This window comes from Synechococcus sp. RS9909 (genome assembly GCF_014279595.1).
Classification (GTDB): Bacteria; Cyanobacteriota; Cyanobacteriia; order PCC-6307; family Cyanobiaceae; genus Synechococcus_C.
In genome coordinates, this window is record NZ_CP047943.1 from 1,196,893 (window position 1) to 1,211,833 (window position 14,941).

General features: G+C 65.5%; 32 protein-coding genes. 11 read left to right on the forward strand and 21 right to left on the reverse strand.

Features of this window, described 5'->3' with window-relative positions:
* Positions 1-72 precede the first annotated feature (72 nt).
* The 5 genes from SynRS9909_RS05845 to SynRS9909_RS05865 form a co-directional block, all read right to left on the reverse strand.
* The gene (locus tag SynRS9909_RS05845; RefSeq protein ID WP_007102724.1) at positions 73-552 is read right to left on the reverse strand and encodes a GNAT family N-acetyltransferase; all 480 of its coding nucleotides are present in this window, start codon (positions 550-552) and stop codon (positions 73-75) included.
* Complete coding sequence (locus tag SynRS9909_RS05850) at positions 549-869, reverse strand: DUF1778 domain-containing protein (RefSeq protein WP_038002054.1); 321 nt, start codon at positions 867-869, stop codon at positions 549-551. Before SynRS9909_RS05850 ends, SynRS9909_RS05845 begins: the two co-directional genes overlap by 4 nt.
* A 42-nt stretch (positions 870-911) precedes the next feature.
* On the reverse strand, positions 912-1,682 hold the full coding sequence (locus SynRS9909_RS05855) for a C39 family peptidase (protein ID WP_186593822.1): 771 nt from the start codon (positions 1,680-1,682) through the stop codon (positions 912-914).
* A gap of 127 nt (positions 1,683-1,809) precedes the next feature.
* A complete protein-coding gene (locus tag SynRS9909_RS05860; protein ID WP_007102721.1) occupies positions 1,810-2,181 on the reverse strand; it encodes a hypothetical protein in 372 nt (123 codons plus the stop codon).
* Positions 2,165-2,533, reverse strand: a complete 369-nt coding sequence (locus SynRS9909_RS05865) for a hypothetical protein (RefSeq protein ID WP_162858342.1) — start codon at positions 2,531-2,533, stop codon at positions 2,165-2,167. Before SynRS9909_RS05865 ends, SynRS9909_RS05860 begins: the two co-directional genes overlap by 17 nt.
* Positions 2,534-2,673: 140 nt before the next feature.
* On the opposite strand from SynRS9909_RS05865, the gene SynRS9909_RS14190 reads away from it, so the two are divergent.
* Together SynRS9909_RS14190 and SynRS9909_RS05875 are read left to right on the forward strand one after the other, a co-directional pair.
* Positions 2,674-3,045 carry a DUF5397 domain-containing protein gene (locus SynRS9909_RS14190; RefSeq protein ID WP_162858341.1) on the forward strand — a complete coding sequence of 124 codons (372 nt, stop codon included), beginning with the start codon at positions 2,674-2,676 and terminating at the stop codon, positions 3,043-3,045.
* Positions 3,046-3,324 carry a virulence factor gene (locus tag SynRS9909_RS05875; protein ID WP_007102718.1) on the forward strand — a complete coding sequence of 93 codons (279 nt, stop codon included), beginning with the start codon at positions 3,046-3,048 and terminating at the stop codon, positions 3,322-3,324. It begins immediately after the preceding gene.
* Between the two features lie 130 nt (positions 3,325-3,454).
* Here SynRS9909_RS05875 and SynRS9909_RS05880 read toward each other — a convergent pair whose 3' ends face one another.
* Together SynRS9909_RS05880 and SynRS9909_RS05885 are read right to left on the reverse strand one after the other, a co-directional pair.
* Entirely contained in the window at positions 3,455-3,958 is a 504-nt protein-coding gene (locus SynRS9909_RS05880) for a type II toxin-antitoxin system YhaV family toxin (RefSeq protein WP_007102717.1), read from the reverse strand.
* On the reverse strand, positions 3,958-4,365 hold the full coding sequence (locus tag SynRS9909_RS05885; protein ID WP_050752648.1) for a type II toxin-antitoxin system PrlF family antitoxin: 408 nt from the start codon (positions 4,363-4,365) through the stop codon (positions 3,958-3,960). Before SynRS9909_RS05885 ends, SynRS9909_RS05880 begins: the two co-directional genes overlap by 1 nt.
* Before the next feature lie 137 nt (positions 4,366-4,502).
* Between SynRS9909_RS05885 and SynRS9909_RS05890 the strand changes: the two genes are divergently transcribed.
* From SynRS9909_RS05890 to SynRS9909_RS13965, 3 genes are all read left to right on the forward strand, one after another.
* Positions 4,503-4,721, forward strand: a complete 219-nt coding sequence (locus SynRS9909_RS05890) for a type II toxin-antitoxin system HicB family antitoxin (protein WP_007102715.1) — start codon at positions 4,503-4,505, stop codon at positions 4,719-4,721.
* Between the two features lie 78 nt (positions 4,722-4,799).
* The gene (locus SynRS9909_RS05895) at positions 4,800-5,015 is read left to right on the forward strand and encodes a hypothetical protein (protein ID WP_007102714.1); all 216 of its coding nucleotides are present in this window, start codon (positions 4,800-4,802) and stop codon (positions 5,013-5,015) included.
* 128 nt (positions 5,016-5,143) lie between these two features.
* Complete coding sequence (locus SynRS9909_RS13965; protein ID WP_240307805.1) at positions 5,144-5,281, forward strand: hypothetical protein; 138 nt, start codon at positions 5,144-5,146, stop codon at positions 5,279-5,281.
* 37 nt (positions 5,282-5,318) lie between these two features.
* Here SynRS9909_RS13965 and SynRS9909_RS05905 read toward each other — a convergent pair whose 3' ends face one another.
* The 3 genes from SynRS9909_RS05905 to SynRS9909_RS05915 form a co-directional block, all read right to left on the reverse strand.
* Positions 5,319-5,495, reverse strand: coding sequence for a hypothetical protein (locus tag SynRS9909_RS05905; RefSeq protein ID WP_007102712.1), 177 nt, complete (start codon positions 5,493-5,495; stop codon positions 5,319-5,321).
* Positions 5,496-5,572: 77 nt separating this feature from the next.
* On the reverse strand, positions 5,573-5,746 hold the full coding sequence (locus SynRS9909_RS05910) for a hypothetical protein (RefSeq protein ID WP_162858340.1): 174 nt from the start codon (positions 5,744-5,746) through the stop codon (positions 5,573-5,575).
* Between the two features lie 228 nt (positions 5,747-5,974).
* Positions 5,975-6,328: a hypothetical protein gene (locus SynRS9909_RS05915; RefSeq protein WP_038001416.1), complete on the reverse strand. Its 354-nt coding sequence runs from the start codon at positions 6,326-6,328 to the stop codon at positions 5,975-5,977.
* Between SynRS9909_RS05915 and SynRS9909_RS05920 the strand changes: the two genes are divergently transcribed.
* From SynRS9909_RS05920 to SynRS9909_RS05940, 5 genes are all read left to right on the forward strand, one after another.
* Complete coding sequence (locus tag SynRS9909_RS05920) at positions 6,327-6,557, forward strand: hypothetical protein (protein WP_007102708.1); 231 nt, start codon at positions 6,327-6,329, stop codon at positions 6,555-6,557. The two genes, SynRS9909_RS05915 and SynRS9909_RS05920, sit on opposite strands and share 2 nt — an antisense overlap.
* 8 nt (positions 6,558-6,565) lie before the next feature.
* A complete protein-coding gene (locus tag SynRS9909_RS05925; protein ID WP_007102707.1) occupies positions 6,566-6,946 on the forward strand; it encodes a type II toxin-antitoxin system PemK/MazF family toxin in 381 nt (126 codons plus the stop codon).
* Between the two features lie 259 nt (positions 6,947-7,205).
* Positions 7,206-7,796: a hypothetical protein gene (locus SynRS9909_RS05930; RefSeq protein ID WP_186593823.1), complete on the forward strand. Its 591-nt coding sequence runs from the start codon at positions 7,206-7,208 to the stop codon at positions 7,794-7,796.
* Positions 7,780-8,274 (forward strand): hypothetical protein, encoded by a 495-nt coding sequence (locus SynRS9909_RS05935; protein WP_007102705.1) that lies wholly within the window; start codon positions 7,780-7,782, stop codon positions 8,272-8,274. The genes SynRS9909_RS05930 and SynRS9909_RS05935 overlap by 17 nt, the downstream gene beginning before the upstream one ends.
* A 25-nt stretch (positions 8,275-8,299) precedes the next feature.
* A complete protein-coding gene (locus SynRS9909_RS05940; protein WP_007102704.1) occupies positions 8,300-8,491 on the forward strand; it encodes a hypothetical protein in 192 nt (63 codons plus the stop codon).
* A 100-nt stretch (positions 8,492-8,591) separates the two neighbouring features.
* Here SynRS9909_RS05940 and SynRS9909_RS05945 read toward each other — a convergent pair whose 3' ends face one another.
* The 3 genes from SynRS9909_RS05945 to SynRS9909_RS05955 all read right to left on the reverse strand — a co-directional run bounded on the left by SynRS9909_RS05945 (position 8,592) and on the right by SynRS9909_RS05955 (position 9,774).
* Positions 8,592-9,017 (reverse strand): type II toxin-antitoxin system death-on-curing family toxin, encoded by a 426-nt coding sequence (locus SynRS9909_RS05945; RefSeq protein ID WP_007102703.1) that lies wholly within the window; start codon positions 9,015-9,017, stop codon positions 8,592-8,594.
* Positions 9,010-9,204 carry a hypothetical protein gene (locus SynRS9909_RS05950; protein ID WP_007102702.1) on the reverse strand — a complete coding sequence of 65 codons (195 nt, stop codon included), beginning with the start codon at positions 9,202-9,204 and terminating at the stop codon, positions 9,010-9,012. The genes SynRS9909_RS05945 and SynRS9909_RS05950 overlap by 8 nt, the downstream gene beginning before the upstream one ends.
* Before the next feature lie 147 nt (positions 9,205-9,351).
* On the reverse strand, positions 9,352-9,774 hold the full coding sequence (locus SynRS9909_RS05955) for an NUDIX hydrolase (protein ID WP_007102701.1): 423 nt from the start codon (positions 9,772-9,774) through the stop codon (positions 9,352-9,354).
* Between the two features lie 181 nt (positions 9,775-9,955).
* Between SynRS9909_RS05955 and SynRS9909_RS05960 the strand changes: the two genes are divergently transcribed.
* Positions 9,956-10,222 (forward strand): hypothetical protein, encoded by a 267-nt coding sequence (locus tag SynRS9909_RS05960; RefSeq protein WP_007102700.1) that lies wholly within the window; start codon positions 9,956-9,958, stop codon positions 10,220-10,222.
* Positions 10,223-10,261: 39 nt separating this feature from the next.
* On the opposite strand, the gene SynRS9909_RS05965 is transcribed toward SynRS9909_RS05960, so the two are convergent.
* The 8 genes from SynRS9909_RS05965 to SynRS9909_RS06000 all read right to left on the reverse strand — a co-directional run bounded on the left by SynRS9909_RS05965 (position 10,262) and on the right by SynRS9909_RS06000 (position 14,897).
* Positions 10,262-10,405: a DUF433 domain-containing protein gene (locus SynRS9909_RS05965; protein WP_007102699.1), complete on the reverse strand. Its 144-nt coding sequence runs from the start codon at positions 10,403-10,405 to the stop codon at positions 10,262-10,264.
* A gap of 37 nt (positions 10,406-10,442) precedes the next feature.
* Complete coding sequence (locus SynRS9909_RS05970; RefSeq protein WP_007102698.1) at positions 10,443-11,501, reverse strand: RAD52 family DNA repair protein; 1,059 nt, start codon at positions 11,499-11,501, stop codon at positions 10,443-10,445.
* 87 nt (positions 11,502-11,588) lie between these two features.
* Complete coding sequence (locus SynRS9909_RS05975) at positions 11,589-12,137, reverse strand: siphovirus Gp157 family protein (protein WP_240307804.1); 549 nt, start codon at positions 12,135-12,137, stop codon at positions 11,589-11,591.
* A gap of 134 nt (positions 12,138-12,271) precedes the next feature.
* Positions 12,272-12,784, reverse strand: coding sequence for an SLOG family protein (locus tag SynRS9909_RS05980; protein ID WP_255479245.1), 513 nt, complete (start codon positions 12,782-12,784; stop codon positions 12,272-12,274).
* Positions 12,785-13,234: 450 nt separating this feature from the next.
* A complete protein-coding gene (locus SynRS9909_RS05985) occupies positions 13,235-13,663 on the reverse strand; it encodes a hypothetical protein (RefSeq protein ID WP_007102695.1) in 429 nt (142 codons plus the stop codon).
* A gap of 321 nt (positions 13,664-13,984) precedes the next feature.
* The gene (locus SynRS9909_RS05990) at positions 13,985-14,239 is read right to left on the reverse strand and encodes a hypothetical protein (protein ID WP_007102694.1); all 255 of its coding nucleotides are present in this window, start codon (positions 14,237-14,239) and stop codon (positions 13,985-13,987) included.
* A gap of 32 nt (positions 14,240-14,271) precedes the next feature.
* Entirely contained in the window at positions 14,272-14,658 is a 387-nt protein-coding gene (locus tag SynRS9909_RS05995; RefSeq protein ID WP_007102693.1) for a hypothetical protein, read from the reverse strand.
* Positions 14,655-14,897: a hypothetical protein gene (locus tag SynRS9909_RS06000; protein WP_007102692.1), complete on the reverse strand. Its 243-nt coding sequence runs from the start codon at positions 14,895-14,897 to the stop codon at positions 14,655-14,657. The genes SynRS9909_RS05995 and SynRS9909_RS06000 overlap by 4 nt, the downstream gene beginning before the upstream one ends.
* Positions 14,898-14,941: the final 44 nt, after the last annotated feature.

Here is a 14,941-nt window from a genome sequence, read left to right on the forward strand (position 1 = left end):
CAGGGTCCTTTTCGCGAAGCGCCCTACGGTGAAACCGAGCGCCGCTCCCCAGCGGATGCCATGCCGGGCCAATCACCGGAGCAACGCGCCCAGGGTGCGGCGGATGTCCTTGAGCGGCAGCAGCAGGTGCAGCGGATCGGTGGGTGAACGCTCGAACTCCGGGATCCGGTGCTCGTAGAAGCTCCGGGCTTCCTCAGACTCGGCATGGACCAGCAAGCCACGGCAGCCGATCGCCTCGCCCAGGCTGGCGACTCGGGCGATCACATCCAGCAACAGGGCAGCGCCAAGGCCGTGGCCTTCATGGCGTTCGTCGACCCCCAGACGAGCCAGCAAGGCGATGGGCTGGGTCGCCACGCTCGCCATGCACCAGGCGTAGTAGGCGACCACATGCCGCTGATCCACTGCGGTGACCACAAACACACGGGTGGTACCGGTGCCATGGGCCTGCCGAGCCGTCTCAACCAGCCAGGCTGTCTGCTCTTCCGATCGGCAGCGAAAGCCTGCGAGCTGGTGACGGGCCGCCAGCAGCTCTGGCGGTTGGTAGCCGCTCATGCCTCGGGCTGATCCTCCACTGGAGTGACAAAGGGCGACCGCCGCTGCAGCAGGAGCGCCAGCCCCGGCAGGTTGCGGGCCGGGCGGCTATTGATCCGCTCCCATTCTTTTTGGCCGTCGGCATCGAGCACGAACTGCTCCCGGTCGGCCAGCACCCGCTGGGCCGCCAGGCGCCCCTGAGCGAGCAGGAAGGAACTGCGGTCGGTGCCGAGGGCCGCAGCGGCCCGATCCAGAAGGTCGCGGTCGTCTTCTGTGGCCCGCAGCTCGATTCGGCTGGTCTTGGCCGGCCGGTGACCCTGGGGCTTGGTGCTGGTCAAGGCGACACCCACCCGAAACGTACGGACACTGTACGGTGCTGATCAGAGAGAAGGGGCTGCAGCCTCCACCAGCGCCTCCAGCTGTGAGCGCGCAGCAAAGATGGAACACCTGATCGGCGCTGCTCTGCTGTGGCGCCTCAGAGGATGGCGCCCACCACCACCGCCCAGCCCCTGCCCGGGGCATAGCCATAGGCACCGCCGCCGATCGGCTCCACCATCCAGCGCTTCCCGTAGCCGCAGGCCCGCGAAGCGGTAATTCAGCCGGCTGAACCGCAGCCCCATCCCCTTGACGTTGAGGGTGGTGCCGTGGATCAGATCGGGCTCCCCCCAGGGGTCGTTCACCACCACATGGGTGGGGGTGTGGCCATAGACGATCAGCCAGTGCCCTGAGCCGGTGGGCCGCTCGACCGGGCCCCGGTGGATGTAGCCGCAGGGGACCAGGATGCCACGGTTGATCTGCTGCACGATCAGCTGGAAGTCAGCGTTCTGCACCATCCGGGCCGTGACGCCGAAATGGGCGAGGGCACGCAGCTGGGCGTTGGCGTCGGTGGTGTCGCCACTGGTTCTCTGCTCGTCGTCTGCGACGCCGAGGTGCTGCACCACCGCCAGGTACTGGTCGTCGCCATTGGCGCCCTTGAGCGTGCCGGGCTTGATGGCCTCCAGGAGCATGGCGCAGCTGGAGGAGAAGCAGGTGCGATCGCGCTGGGACAGCTGGGCGGAATCGCGCTGATTGAACCGGGGCACTCCCACCAGCGGGTTGGGGTGGCGCAGAACGGCCGGAGCAGGAGCCCGACCCGGAGCCTTGGTCTCCACCGCGGCCTTCCACAGATCCCGCAGCTCGCTGCCCTCAGCCAGGCGCGGTGATGGGCCTTGGCGGGGTCGTAGTAGGTGACGTAGTTGCTGGTGGGGACTGGAGGCTTCCCCTGCTTGGTGGTTTTGCTCATGGCTGCCACTGCTCCAGTTCCTCCGGCGTTGCCCCCTCCAGCCATCCCGCAAAGGCCTCATCGCCCATCTGGCCCACCGCATGATCCGCTGCTGCCCGCGGGTCGAATAGGGCAAACAGTGGCCTCAGGTCGTCTGTGGCCCAGCTCTCGCCGGTGAGCGCCTCCAGCTTCTGGCGCACCACCTGCTCGAGCTCGGCGCCAGAGCAGCGCTGCAGCAGCCCCGGCAGCAGCGGATCGAGCTGGCAGAACAGCAGGGGCGCGACCGCCAGGATGCGGCGCTGCACAAACCGCCGCGCCAGTGGTTTCACTACCGCCTCCATGGCGCCGAGGGCCAGGAAGGCGATGGCCAGATCAAGCAGCCAGCCCATCGTCCCCGTCCTCGTCGCTTGTGCTGGAGCGGAACTGGCCGAGCCGGTTCCTGGGCGGCAGGTGCCGCACCACGGCAGCCGGGATGCCACCACCGGGGCCGGGGCCGCCGCCACCCGGGCCTTGACCGCCTGGGACCCTGCCGCCGGCACGGCTGGAGTCCATGAAATAAGTGGCGGCCGACTGGCCGGCCAGGGCAATCGCCGGCAGGGCCAAGGCCCAGCGGCTTTCACACAAGATCACGTCCTTGGCTCGGATCTCACAGGCCCCGACAAAGGCCATCAGCGAGAGGATCTCAGCGCCGACCAGGGCCAGGATCGGTGCGGCGTTGCTGCTCATTTGGGGTGGTGCCATCGGCATTGCTGGGGCCACCGCAGGCAGATCGGCCAGCCCTCCATGGGCTTTTGCCAGGTAGGCGCACGGCTCAACTACAGAGAGGGGGCTCAGCCCTCGCTGGTGTGCTGCAGAAGGGGTGCCACCAGCAACCTCCACGGATGATCGTCGCCAGGCTCCAGCTATCGGCCTCGCTGACATCTCCATGGGGTCACAAAGCCGAGGCGAAACTGGCGGCAGCAGGAGCAGCCAGGGTGAGCCCCCCAGCCCAAGGTACGGAGCCGGAACAAAACCGACTAGAGTTGCAGTGGCTAACCGATGGAGACCCCGCAGTGCCATCAACCCTTGAAAAGCCTGCGACCCCCGTTGGCGCAATCAAGAGCTTTGGCCCATTTGGGGCTAAGTACAAAGTTGGCGAGGCTATTCAAAAACTCGACGATGATGACTGGATGGTTGAAGTCGTCTTAATCGAGAGCGGAGAACGAGCGGAATACCGGCTAAGCCGCATCGAGAGCGACCCAGAGGCCGAATAAATGTATGCGGTCGCCTTTGACTTGGTTGTCAGCGAAACCGAGAAGCATCACCCCAAGGGGATTACACAGGCCTACACGGAAATTGCATCGGTCCTTGGGGAGCATGGTTTCAGCCGCGTGCAAGGAAGCCTCTATGTCTCTAGCAATGAAGACATGGCAAATCTATTCCTCGCGATTCAAGCTTTGAGAAGCAGGTCGTGGTTCCCGAAATCCGTGCGTGATATTCGCGCATTCCGAATTGAACAATGGTCTGATTTTACGGCTGTCGTGAAGAGCTGAAGCTGCTCGCTCTTGGGGTAAACGATCAAGGATCTGACAAAGCGCTCAAAAGTCACCGCAGACCGGCCAGCCCTCCATGGGCTTTTGCCAGGCCGGCCCACGCTTAGCGGCCCTACTGCAGGAAGGGGCCTCAGCTCTCAGCGGTGAGCTGCTGGAATCGACCTGTGGACCCTGCGGCCTCTTGCAGCTGGCTGTCCCAGTCGTTGGGTGGGTGACCGCTGGCCAGCATGGCCTGGAACACCCGATAGGCATCGCTCTTGCTGCCATAGGCGCGCTTGGTCTGTTGGTCGTTCACCCAAGCGAGCACGATCACCTTGGAGCGGCTGTGAAAGCGAAAAAACAGCCGGTATTGCTGGAAAAACTTCGCCCTGCGCCAATGCCGATGCTCAGCCCCCAGGGTGGATCCCTGCTGAAACTCCTTGCGGCTGGGATCCTGGGGGATGTCGTGGAGCATCAACCGGGTGATCGCCGCCAGGTGCTTGCTGGTGGCCTTGCTGCCATACCCCTGGGGATCCTTGCGGCGGAGTGCCTCCACATCCGTGATCAGCGCCTCCAGCTGATCGAGAAATAGCGGATGCGCAAACACACGCCAGCCGTTGATCACGACAACCGCCGGGGCGGCTTCATCCGCCATCAGACGATTGGCTTCGAGGGGAGGTTGCTCATGCAGTCGTCATCCTCTGGAGGTGGACCATCGAGATCCACCGCAATCCCGCCCACGAGCTCCTGCAAGCGGCCCGCCAGATCTGCGCTGATGGGCTGGAGACGCTCGGGATGGGCGGCGATGTCTTGCTCCAGCAGAACCAGGAAGGGTGCCAGCGCCGGATCGTCGTCTGCAGGCTCTGGGCAGGCGCGCTGCAGGACCACCTCGCCATTGGCACGGAAGGCATAGCGGATTCGGTCACGCTTGCGTAGCCCCAGGGCCCGCCGCACCGGCTGCGGCACGGTGGTCTGATAGCGATCGGTGAGGGCCGATTCCACCTCCTCGATCGGGGAGTCTCCAGCGGTGGCAGCCGGGGCAGAGGCGGGGAGAACAGCCATCGGACCAACCAAGAGCATTGCAACAATGGTAATGCAACTGCATTGCCGCGACAGCCGGGCGGCCTCAGCCCCCACCGGCAAGCTGCTGGCTGGCCTTGCCCAGAAGCCCCAGACTGGAGGCAGCCCGCTCAACGCCAATGAGCACAGCCGCCGCCCAACGACCCACGGCGATCCTTCACCGCGAGGAGGAGGTGGTCGTGGCCGAGTGCCCGGAGGTCGGCACCGTGAGCCAAGGCGACACCGTGGAAGAAGCCCTGGCCAACCTGCGGGAGGCCACCGAACTGTTCCTGGAGGAGTGTCCGCAGCCGGCGTTGGCGCCAAGGCTACTCACCACCTTTGAGGTGAGCGTTGCCTAAGCTCCCGCGCCTCCCTGCCAGTGACCGCTGGCTGACCCTGACAGAATGGAATGGGTCCACTGACCTGGAGCGGAACCGATGACGCAAGCTCTGTCTGCAGCGGTGGCATCCGCAGCCAAGCTCCCGGAAGAGGAGCAGAACGTGCTGGCGGCGATCCTGCTCGAGGAAATGGAATCAGAGGAGCGCTGGAGCGCCCTGTTCGCTGGATCGCAGAACCTGCTGGAGCGAATGGCCAGTGAAGCCATTCAAGATTTCCAGGCTGGCCGGGTGCAGCCGATCGATGAGCTGCAGTGAACTCAGTTACGACTGATCAGTTCAGACAGCTCTATACCCAGGCGCCCCTCGAAAGGAGACGAAAGATCAGGCGTGCCTACAAGCTTTGGCAACAGAACCCGGCCCATCCTTCTCTGAGATTCAAGAAGGTGCATACAACGCTTCCGATCTACTCGGCCCGTGTCGATCTCGACTGGCGGGCCGTGGGAGTGCTGAAGGACGGCACGTTGATCTGGTTCTGGGTCGGATCACACAAGGCCTATAAGGCCTTGCTGCGGTCGCTCTGACGAGCCCTGCGCGCCAGCCATCAAAGGCATCCGTGCATCAAGCCGCTGCGGCCGTCGCGGCCGGCAGCGACCGTTGCCACTTCTCCAGCCACAGCTCTGGCCGGTAGCGATCCTTCTCCAGCCACAGCACCGACAGCTCGGCCGGGGTGTAGCGGCGAAAGCCGGTGAGCACGGCGTAGAAGTCGCGCCGGTGCTCCTCTGCCGCCAAGGCCATCAGTCCGTCCAGCGCTGCGGCCGCATCGAGCTGGTGCTCTTCGATCAGGCCCTGGAGCTGACGGCGCCAGCGGCTGCTCAGGACAGCAGCCTGAAGACCCCCCGGCTCTCCTCCTGCTGCTGGAGCAGCACCTCATAGGCGGGGATGGTCGGAATGCGCAGCCGGTTGGGGTGCTGGGGACTGGTCGCACCGAGAGGTGCGCGTGGCAGCGCAGTGCTGCTGGGCGTGGGTGGAAGAGGCGTTGCGGTCATGGGGCTCGCCGCTGATGGCGGTGCATGGCACCAGCTCTTGCCATGCAGCCCAAGCCCCAGCCATGGCAGGCAGGAGAAAGCCGGAGGCCAAGAAGCCTCCGGCCCCGGGAGGCTCAGAGCACCTGCACCCTGGCCTGAGGCCCAAGCACCCGCTGCTGATTGGAGGCCAGGATCAGCGCCTCTTCTCGGGGCACGTAGTGCGGCTCAGCAGAGATGTGCCCACTGGCTTCAAAGAAGCCTGGCGGCTTGGTGATCGAGGAAGAGAACCCTTAGAAGCCGGCCAGCGGCATCAAGCAGATGCACCGAGACGATGCGGATCGGGCAGGTGCGGCTGAGAGGGGTGGCGGCCATGGCTGTGCTGGCGAACGACACCGCCGTCAAGCCCCGGCGCCGCCTGCGCCGCGCAAGGGGCGCGGAGCGCAGCGCAGCGACTCGCGTCAGCCCTTGCGCGGTGCGCAAGCCGGGGCAGGCCGGGTGGCGTGATCGCCAGTGCCAGGGCCTGGCAGCCAGGAAGCGTGACACTGACACCGCGATTAGGGTTGAAGGAACGTCCATGCGGACGGCGAGAGCCGCTGCCGTCATGACCCCAGCCGATCAAGCCATTCAGGAGCCGGAAGCTCCCTTCTCCATTCGCCGCCGCCAGCGCGGCGGGCGACGTGTTGTGGCCGTGAGCAGCTCGGTGAGCGCCATGGAGGCCCTGCGGGCCCGCATTCGTGCCCAGAGCAAAACGGTGGCCGATCACATCGCGGCTGATCCTGAGGCCCAAGGGTTCATCGACAACTGGACCACCCCTGAGCCCATCTCCCGCTGACGGCCAGCGTGGAGCTCAAAGCCGGGCAGATCGTCACCGTTGACTGGCGCAAGGAGCCAGACGACCCCGCCCAGAATCCTCAGCCGCCAGAGCCCAACAAGCTCAGGCCAGCTGTTGTGGTGCAGGACACCGAACTGTTTGACCCGGCTTACCCCACGGTGCTGGTGGTGCCGATGACAGGCGACCCTGCCCTGGCCATCCCCGACCTGACCGTGGTCCTGCAGCCCAGCCCCAGCAACGGCTGCACGAAGGTGAGCTACCTGCTCCCGCAGAACCTGACCTGCGTGGCCAAGACACGCCTCACCGCAGCTACCAAGTCACAGATCACCCCAACAGAACTGCAGCAGCTGCGCCAGTTGGTGGTGCTGACCATCGGGGGCCTGGCCTGAATTGGCCTGAAGCACATCCAGGCCAGCCAGTGAGCATGGCGAACCAAGCCGAAGTCGGTACGAGCGCGGGATAGCCCGTAACGAAAGAAGAAGAGCTGCAACGATTCCCGTCAGAGGTCAAATGTAGTTCCAGGCACAAGTCACGTCGCTGACAGGACGCGATGGCTGATTCATGCAAATTCTGCATTTCCAGGCCTGGGTTTTGCCGTCCTACCGGGTAGGGCCGCGATCCAGGATTAGCGGCAGTTGAGCGTGCTGCATGGTCTTCCTGCCGTCAACAAGCGACTTCCCGCCCGATCCCGAGCCGATGAAGCGTGAGGATCTCAACAGCACCTACCGCGAACTGCGCAGCTGCTACACCAGCTCCCTGCGCAGCCGCGGCCAGCACAAAAGCCTGGCCAACAAGGCCAGAAGCGAAGCAGCCCAGCTGCGGGTGCGGCTACTGGCCCTGGCCAAGCGCGAGGCGTCGGTACGCACCGATGTCTACGAAATGCTGGAGATTGTCACCGCTATCGCTGGCGATCTGGAGGATGCCGGTGATGATCTTGTCAATCAATTCGGCCGCTACAAACTTGGACGAAAAACCTATCAAGGTGGCTCTTTTATTGGCGGTCTTGTGCAGGCGGTGATCCGCTTCATCAACCGCTGGACGCACACCAAAGACAAGGTGGTGGAACTCGACAAGAAGCGTCAGGCATTCATCGAGAAAAGCCAGGAGCTGCCGCCGTTGAGCCTCGGCGGCAACGGCCACCAGGGCCCTGTGGAGATTGACGCTCAGCAGCTCGATCTGCAGGTCAACGAGAAGGAGGACACCACCGCAGAGGGAGGCCAGCGTGGGACAGATCGCTGACACCCTGAGGGCCACCCTGCGGGATCTGGCCCAGTCCGATGCCCGCCTCTACCGGGGCCTGCAGGGGGAGCTAGCGGAGTCAACCCCCAGCCAGCCATCGGCGTTGCTGGAAGGAGAAGACTGGGCCAGCCGGGAAGACCTTGAGGGGCTGTCGGTGAAGGTGCTCTGGGGCCTGTGCAAAGAGCGGGGCATCAAGGGCCTCAGCAGCGGCCCCAAGCCGCGGCAGATCGAGGCCCTGCTCAACCATCCAGACGGCCCGCCGCTGCGCAGTGCCCTGCCCACCAAGGTCAGCAAGGGCGTCAAGGCATCGGGCGGCGGCCAGGCCGCCAGCAGCAAAGCCAGTGGCGGTGGCCTGCAGCAGCTGGAGCAGCGGCTCGATCGACTGGAGCTGCTGGTGCTGCTGATCGCCAAGCAGGTGGGTGTGCCCCCGGCGGCAATCGCCCAACTGACGCCTCCTGCAGCCCTTCCGCCAACCTGAAGCACCTCTGTGCTGGCCCCAGCCGATGACGGTGAACCGGGAGTCGCTCGACAAGCTGGGCCGCTTCCTGCTGCGCGGCCTGCGCATCGGCGCCAGCACGGTGGCAATTGTGGAGCTGCTGCGCAACGACTGGACCGGCGGCATCAGTGCCGGCGTGGCCTGGCTGGTGTTCCTCCAGGTGGAACGGCGGCTGCCGCCACCGGGGCAGACGCCATAGGGCTGAACGTCAGGACCCAAGCAGCATGCTGATCATGAGCTGCCAGAGATTGCCTACTTGCAAACGGCGGCTTGGTTTCAGGGCTTCCAGGGTGGACAAGTCAAGATCTTGAGTTAGCGGCGTCAGTTCTCCTTGCCGACAGTTGTAGCCAAAGCGATATCGCATCTTCTTCTGTCTCTCGCTCGCGCTCTTTGCACCGTGCGGCTCTGATTGTCTGAGGAACCAGCTCCCCGGGCTTGATGTTCAGTTCAATCCCGTTGCAGCCCAGAAACGCCACAGCGGAGATGATCGCGATGCGCTTGTTGCCATCGCTGTAGGGATGTGCCTTGGCGAGGCTCACCAACAGGTGGGCAGCCAGGCAAAAAAGGTTGTCTTCCCCGCCGTAGGCAAAGAGATTTCGAGGAGAAGCAATCGCGGCTTCAAGAACGTTGACGTCGCGGATGCCGCAGAGGCCGCCGTGGACCTGGAGGGATTGATCATGCAGTTCGTCGACCAGGTCGCGATCGAGCCATTGCGGCTCAGGCATCGGCAAGCTGCTTCAGCTCGTCCCCGTGCTCGTCATAAAGACGGGCGACAGCAGCCAGAGCACCTGCCCTGCCTGTCAACGGTTTCACTTGCCCGCTCACCCGAATGGGGGCCAAGCCAGGCTGGCTTGCCGGAATAAGCCGGGCCACCCGGGCCTTCGGCTGCTTTGTGCTTTCGGTTGCTTCCATGCCCCCATCTTGGCGCACCTGAACCCCGGCGGGCAGGCGCGGCGGTCATCTCCCCCTCTTGTTGCGAGACCTGAGGCCATTGCCTCAATCCATGCCAGTGAAGCCCGAGAAGCCCAGGGGGGGACGCCCCCGTGCGCTCTGTCGTGCTCAGTTCTGCCCCGCCAGCACCTGCTGCATCACCTCCAGCAACCCATCAGCCAGAGGCCGGTGGCAGCCCAACCGGGTACTCCAAATCGACCCCACCAGCAGCTCCTCCGCACTCACCAGGGCCATGTCCTGACCCTCCAGCAGCTGCAGCTGCTCCAGCGGCACCGATAGCTCAGCCCGAAAGACATGGGCCGTGCGCCGGTGGATGTGATGCACCATCACCAGCTCCAACGCTGGGGGCTGCCAGCTGAGCTCCTCCAGCAGCTCCCGCCGCAGGGCCTGCTCCGGCGTCTCGCCAGGATCCAGGTGCCCGCCAAACAGGCCCCAGCAGCCGGGCGCGACGATCGTGGGGATCTCATCGCGCAGCTGCATCAGCCAGCGGCCCTCCCGCTCCAGCATCGCCAGGGCGACTTCAACAGCCATCGCGCCAGCTCAGGTCGCTGCCGGGCGGCGATGCTGCATGGCGTAGACCGCGGTGGTGATTGGGCAGAAGGGGTTCAGAAGCACGGCGGCAGTCCTGCTGCACCCATGCTGGCGCGACACCAGCACCAGCAGAGGCCGGCACACCCACCTAGGATGTGTACACACTTTGCGGGGGTGCAGCGTGGCTGTCCGTGTCGGCATCCGAGAGCTGCGGGCGCGCCTGGCCTCGCATCTGGAAGCGGCCACCCCTCTTGAGGTGACGCGCCATGGGCGCACCGTTGGGCTCTATGTCCCCCTGCCGCAGGAATCCGATCTCAACGAGCGCGAGCGGCTCCTGGAAGCCGGCCGCCTCATGCAGGTTGAGCTGCAGCGACTGGGTCTGACAGAAGAGGAGCTGGCGGCTGACTTCAAGGCCAGGAGGCGGGGTCAGCTGCAGCGCGTCCCCTGAACCACGGCAACGATGGAGTCCTATCTCGACTGCTGAGCTTCAGGTGGGGTGCCCCTGCCACGAGGCCAACGCCTCCTCGATGTCTGCTGCTTCCAGCTGCGGGTAGGACTGCAGGATCCGCCCGCGGATGCAGGGCTTGCCGCCCATCACGGCGGGATCGTGCCTGATGCGGGGGAAGGCCATGGGCCAACCGTAGGCAGAAGCCGCCAACTTGCCCCCTTCAGGAGAGGGGCTGAGCAGCTGTGCCGGGCTGACGCTGGTGCTGACTTGTGGAGCGCAGCTCCCGGTGCGACACCAGAAACGTCTCAATCCAGTCGTGGTGGCATTTCTGATTGATCCGATCGGCGATGGTGGCAGCGGCCTCGGGCACCTGGAAGCGCTTGCGAAAGGCCCGGGTGAGGCTCTCCAGCAAGGGGCGAGGCAGGGTCCGCAGGGTGCTGTGGAGGTGCTGGATCGTCTCGGTATCGAGGGGGATCTGGCCGCAGTCGGCCTGGGCTGATGGCGGTGGCGTCGGGTCCGTGGCGTGGGTGCGGCGCTGAGCAGGGGAGGCAACGGCGGCGGCGGGAGAACCAGCCTCCGGCCGGATCAGAGAAGACCGCTGCCCACCAGGCCGCTTGGCTCCATCGCCCTGGCCCGCAGCACTGCTGACCTGCCGCTGCGCCTTGTCGTAGAGGGCGAGGCCGAACGGATTCCCGAAGGTCATCAGGGCCCGCTTCATGGCGTCGGTCTCGGCTTCCTTGATGGCGGACTCGTGGGCCTGGCCCAGGTCGGCGTCGATGCCGTGGCCGGCGCCGCTGCCCTCGCGCACCAGAGGCGTCAGGCCTCCGGCGGTGACGGTGACGCGCACACGGGCGGTGTAGGTGACGCCCCAGCCGGGCTTCTGCTCCCGGCTCGTGCCTCTGGCACCGATCAAACGTTCGGCCTGGGCGACGCAGCGGACGGCGATGGTCTGCCGCTGCCAGCCGTCGAAACCAAAGATGCGGTTCGCTTCCGCGATCACCTGCCAGCCTTCGAGGTAGTGGACCTTCGATCGGCCCTGCTCCCGCTGACGGACGTTGGCGCGATCGAGGGGGGCGGAGAGCGCCGCGAGCTGCTCGGGCGAGAAGCCGGAGGGCTGAGCCTGGGGGGCTTCCGGTGCCGAAGTTGGTGCTGGAGCCTCAACGGCGCGGTCAGTTGAGCGGATTAGCTCCAGTGCCGAGGGCGGCCTCTGGCTTGGTCGGGGAGCAGCGGGGCGGCTGGTGGTGCGGGTCCCGTTGGTGGAAGGAGCGGCGACGGTCATGGCGATGGAAGCAATGGTGTGAGGAGGAAGGGAAGGGGGGCCCGGCTGCCCAGCCGGAACCCCAGTTGCATGGGGCCTGTGTCCCGTTCAACAGATGCGCCAGGAGCGACGGGAGAGGAGCCGGGCGCCGGTGATCTCCGTGCCTGCTTTGAGGGCTTCCTTGATGGCGGCCTTGTCCGGCTTGGTGGTGGTGATGACGGTGAGCCACTCGGAATCGAGGACTTCGTCGTCGTCGATCTCGACGGACTGGGACTTGCGGGAGGTGAGCTCGTGGTTCGGGAACGAGAAGCGGGTGGCGGCCGGCTGTAGTTGGGTGAGGACGAACACAAGCGACTCCTCCAGGGCATCGGCCCGGCCGGCATCAGAGCGGGCCAGATCGGTGAGGCGCTTGGCCTGCTGCTGGCGGTAGGCGGCCTGGCCGCGCAGGTGCTCGATCACCCAGCAGGTGGCATCGGCCTTGGCAGCGAGGGCCTGTTTGTTGCCTTCTTCCGCGAGCAGGGCAGCCTCCAGCTCAGCGAGGGCCTGGGCGCGGATGTCGACGTCATCGGTTTCGAGGCGCTGGGCCAGCAAGCCGATGGCGGTGGTGAGCTCCTGGGCCTCGATGCCCAGCTGCCAGAGGGAACCGGAACGCTGCAACGAGCAGGCTGGACCAGAGGCGACGGACTCAGGAGTTGAAGCATCCACTGGAACAGTGGTGATGGGGGTGAGGACAGCCATGGGAAGGACGGCGATGGGATTGGCGAGCGGAGGATGCGGCCGTGCCGCTGAGATCAAGGGAGAGCAGGTGCCTGGCTGATCTGGGCCACGGCGATCGGCACCGGAGAACTGGCGGCCATGCGCCGGGCCTGCTGCACCAGCGAGGCGGTACCGGCACCACCGGGGAAGGCCACCACCAGCACCGAGACCGGGGCGGCGGCGGAGGTGAGGGCTACGGCCCGGCTGATCGCCAGCTCGAGCAGCTCGCGATTGCGGATCGGCCCGGCCGCACGGCCATGGCGGCGCCAATCGGCTGGTAGCACCTCGACGGGCCAGCCCAGCTGACGGGCGGCACGGCCAATGGCGCGATCGGCGCCACGGGCCCCGCCATGGAGCAGCTCATGGACGAGCTGGCCGCCGGTGCGGGCCACCAGGGCAGCGGCGATCTGATCGGCCGACCAGAGGAGATCCCTGCCACCACCAGCAACAAGCACCCGACCAGCAGGAGCGGGCGGCAACGGGGTGATCACCGCCGGCGCCAGCAGCTGCAGAACCGCATGGGGGCCCAATGCAGCGGCTTGAGCCACCACAGAAGGGTGTGAATTCATGACCTACAAAGCAAACGAACGGAGCAGGTTGTCTCGGGATTTCATTGCCGCAGGCGATGGGCTCGGGGCCTTTGGCGCTAACCTTATTCTAGCAGTTCAAATGCACTAAGAATCGAGCAGAGTGGCTGCAGCGCAATGGATTGACGCCTGGCAAACTGATCAGCCGGCAGCATTGAAAGCTGATAAGCAAGGCCACCAGATTCAGCACTAAATGCCCAGCTGGCCGCGCAGCCGCGCGAGGCAACCTACGGCTTCACCCAAGCCGCCTCGAGGCGGACGAAGCCCCGGCCACCGCAGCTGCGGGAGAGCCGCCATGCCCTCCACCCACACATCAGCCCCGGAGCGGAGGGCGGCGGCGGCTGGCCGCTGCACGCCACGGCGTAGCCGTGGCATGCTGAAGGACGGCCGCTGTCGCACCGGGAGGTGCGCTCAACGAATCCGAACGGAGCCCTGCGGCGGTTGCTCAGCCCCAGGGCCCCAGGGAACGTCCAGGAACCCCACCAGCAGCACGCCTCGGTGGGTGCCATGGATCCTCACCAGTCCCGCCTTGGCAGCACGCTCCATACCAGGACGCTCCTTGCGGACCTGCTCGGCGCTGGCCAGCACCCGCACCCAGCCGCCGGTCATGAAGTCCTCGCTGCCTGTTTCAAAGACCTGCAGCCGGCGGTGCTGGTTGCTGTTGCGCTCGTAGTACAGGCCTCCACCGGTGGGGTCGGTCCCCTCTGCCCAGATCTGATCCACCATCAGCTTGCCGATCGCCAGCGGGTCCCGTGCCGCTGCGTCAATGGCCTCACCGTCAAGCACCAGCGGGTTGCCCGGGTCCTCGCGGTTGTCAGAGATGATCAATCGGTCGCCCATGAAAGGGTTCTCCTCAGACCCTTCCTCTCGCGTGATCACGCCTTATGGGTCAATCCAGCGATGCTGATCGTCAGTCTGGCTGCGGATCTGCTTACAGCCTCAGCCAGTACCGGCTCAGCCGTTTCCCCTGAGCACTCCGGTCCGGGTCTCAAGCAGGTCCCACTGCAATCTGGAGCCTCGAATTCCGTCCATCCATCACAGACCGTGAATGACGGTATAAAAGACGGTACAGACGGAGGCACCCATCGTCCCAAGCCATCCCATAGCAGTCGATCCGGTCCGCTGCACACGGACACCCTCTCCGTTTTTTTCTGATTCTGCTCAGTAGAGCAGGAATCCTGGTTCGAAGCCTTCATCGGGCCAGACACCATCCTCGCCGACTTGCCATTGATCCGCCGGGATGGGACCGGAGCTGGGCTGGCTTCCATCGATGCAGCCATCCGGCGTTGTGAAGCCGGAACTGAAGGTTTCGCAGTTGATCGGATCCGCCGGGGCGAGGTCAGGGTCCTGGGCGCGTGCGGCGGGGAATCCCAACAGAAGCAGGGCCAGGAACGCCAGCGGCAGCAGGTCTCGCACGGCAGCTCGGCAGGGTGGTTTCAGCGTAGGGCTCAGAGCTGACTCAGGGTTCCAAGCGGCCAGCCCAGGTTGCGGAGGTGGCGCACCAGCACCCGAGAGGCGGCGAAGTAGTCGTGGCTGTAGGACGCCTTGAAGCCGATCTCCCCCAGAGTGAGCAGCAGCAGGCGATGCTCGCGCCGGGTGCCTTCCCGTTCCGCCAGCAGGGCAAACCCTCGCTGCTCCAGGTCGTCGCGGAGCTCTTGATTCAGATCCGCCGTGAAGCCCACGTGGAGCACATGGTCGACCGCGCGATAGGCGGTGAACACCCTGGCGCCCTGATGCTCTTCGAGAAACTGGTAGCGCTCGGTGACGGCGATCACCGCATCCATCACCGGGGCCTGCAGGGCCTGTTCGATCACGGCAAGGTTGGCCCCACTCATGACGGCATGCCTCCACCGGCAGCGAGCCGCTCCTCGCAGGCCAGCTCGTAATTGCGAATGGCGCCGGAGGGAATGGCGCCGCTGCTTTTGAGCTGACGCACGGACAGTTCCACGCACTGGAGCACCACGCTGGTGAGCTCGCGGCCCTCGCACTGGGCCCAGCTGCGCAGCAGCACATGCAGGCTCGGCGGCACCGACACTGTGAGCTTCACCTGGTTTTCGCGGGGAACGGCCTTCATGCCGGCAGCTGTTGGGCCCTGGTGAGTGACCTGAGAGTAACTCT

Excerpts from the sequence above, each read along its gene's own strand:
- SynRS9909_RS05845 (WP_007102724.1), bottom strand. The coding sequence starts at position 552 with ATGAGCGGCTACCAACCGCCAGAGCTGCTGGCGGCCCGTCACCAGCTC.
- SynRS9909_RS05860 (WP_007102721.1), bottom strand. The coding sequence starts at position 2,181 with ATGGGCTGGCTGCTTGATCTGGCCATCGCCTTCCTGGCCCTCGGCGCC.
- SynRS9909_RS05865 (WP_162858342.1), bottom strand. The coding sequence starts at position 2,533 with ATGGCACCACCCCAAATGAGCAGCAACGCCGCACCGATCCTGGCCCTG.
- SynRS9909_RS14190 (WP_162858341.1), top strand. The coding sequence starts at position 2,674 with ATGATCGTCGCCAGGCTCCAGCTATCGGCCTCGCTGACATCTCCATGG.
- SynRS9909_RS05875 (WP_007102718.1), top strand. The coding sequence starts at position 3,046 with ATGTATGCGGTCGCCTTTGACTTGGTTGTCAGCGAAACCGAGAAGCAT.
- SynRS9909_RS05880 (WP_007102717.1), bottom strand. The coding sequence starts at position 3,958 with ATGGCGGATGAAGCCGCCCCGGCGGTTGTCGTGATCAACGGCTGGCGT.
- SynRS9909_RS05885 (WP_050752648.1), bottom strand. The coding sequence starts at position 4,365 with ATGGCTGTTCTCCCCGCCTCTGCCCCGGCTGCCACCGCTGGAGACTCC.
- SynRS9909_RS05890 (WP_007102715.1), top strand. The coding sequence starts at position 4,503 with ATGAGCACAGCCGCCGCCCAACGACCCACGGCGATCCTTCACCGCGAG.
- SynRS9909_RS05895 (WP_007102714.1), top strand. The coding sequence starts at position 4,800 with ATGACGCAAGCTCTGTCTGCAGCGGTGGCATCCGCAGCCAAGCTCCCG.
- SynRS9909_RS05905 (WP_007102712.1), bottom strand. The coding sequence starts at position 5,495 with ATGGCCTTGGCGGCAGAGGAGCACCGGCGCGACTTCTACGCCGTGCTC.
- SynRS9909_RS05910 (WP_162858340.1), bottom strand. The coding sequence starts at position 5,746 with ATGACCGCAACGCCTCTTCCACCCACGCCCAGCAGCACTGCGCTGCCA.
- SynRS9909_RS05920 (WP_007102708.1), top strand. The coding sequence starts at position 6,327 with ATGACCCCAGCCGATCAAGCCATTCAGGAGCCGGAAGCTCCCTTCTCC.
- SynRS9909_RS05915 (WP_038001416.1), bottom strand. The coding sequence starts at position 6,328 with ATGACGGCAGCGGCTCTCGCCGTCCGCATGGACGTTCCTTCAACCCTA.
- SynRS9909_RS05930 (WP_186593823.1), top strand. The coding sequence starts at position 7,206 with ATGGTCTTCCTGCCGTCAACAAGCGACTTCCCGCCCGATCCCGAGCCG.
- SynRS9909_RS05940 (WP_007102704.1), top strand. The coding sequence starts at position 8,300 with ATGACGGTGAACCGGGAGTCGCTCGACAAGCTGGGCCGCTTCCTGCTG.
- SynRS9909_RS05945 (WP_007102703.1), bottom strand. The coding sequence starts at position 9,017 with ATGCCTGAGCCGCAATGGCTCGATCGCGACCTGGTCGACGAACTGCAT.
- SynRS9909_RS05950 (WP_007102702.1), bottom strand. The coding sequence starts at position 9,204 with ATGGAAGCAACCGAAAGCACAAAGCAGCCGAAGGCCCGGGTGGCCCGG.
- SynRS9909_RS05955 (WP_007102701.1), bottom strand. The coding sequence starts at position 9,774 with ATGGCTGTTGAAGTCGCCCTGGCGATGCTGGAGCGGGAGGGCCGCTGG.
- SynRS9909_RS05965 (WP_007102699.1), bottom strand. The coding sequence starts at position 10,405 with ATGGCCTTCCCCCGCATCAGGCACGATCCCGCCGTGATGGGCGGCAAG.
- SynRS9909_RS05970 (WP_007102698.1), bottom strand. The coding sequence starts at position 11,501 with ATGACCGTCGCCGCTCCTTCCACCAACGGGACCCGCACCACCAGCCGC.
- SynRS9909_RS05985 (WP_007102695.1), bottom strand. The coding sequence starts at position 13,663 with ATGGGCGACCGATTGATCATCTCTGACAACCGCGAGGACCCGGGCAAC.
- SynRS9909_RS05995 (WP_007102693.1), bottom strand. The coding sequence starts at position 14,658 with ATGAGTGGGGCCAACCTTGCCGTGATCGAACAGGCCCTGCAGGCCCCG.
- SynRS9909_RS06000 (WP_007102692.1), bottom strand. The coding sequence starts at position 14,897 with ATGAAGGCCGTTCCCCGCGAAAACCAGGTGAAGCTCACAGTGTCGGTG.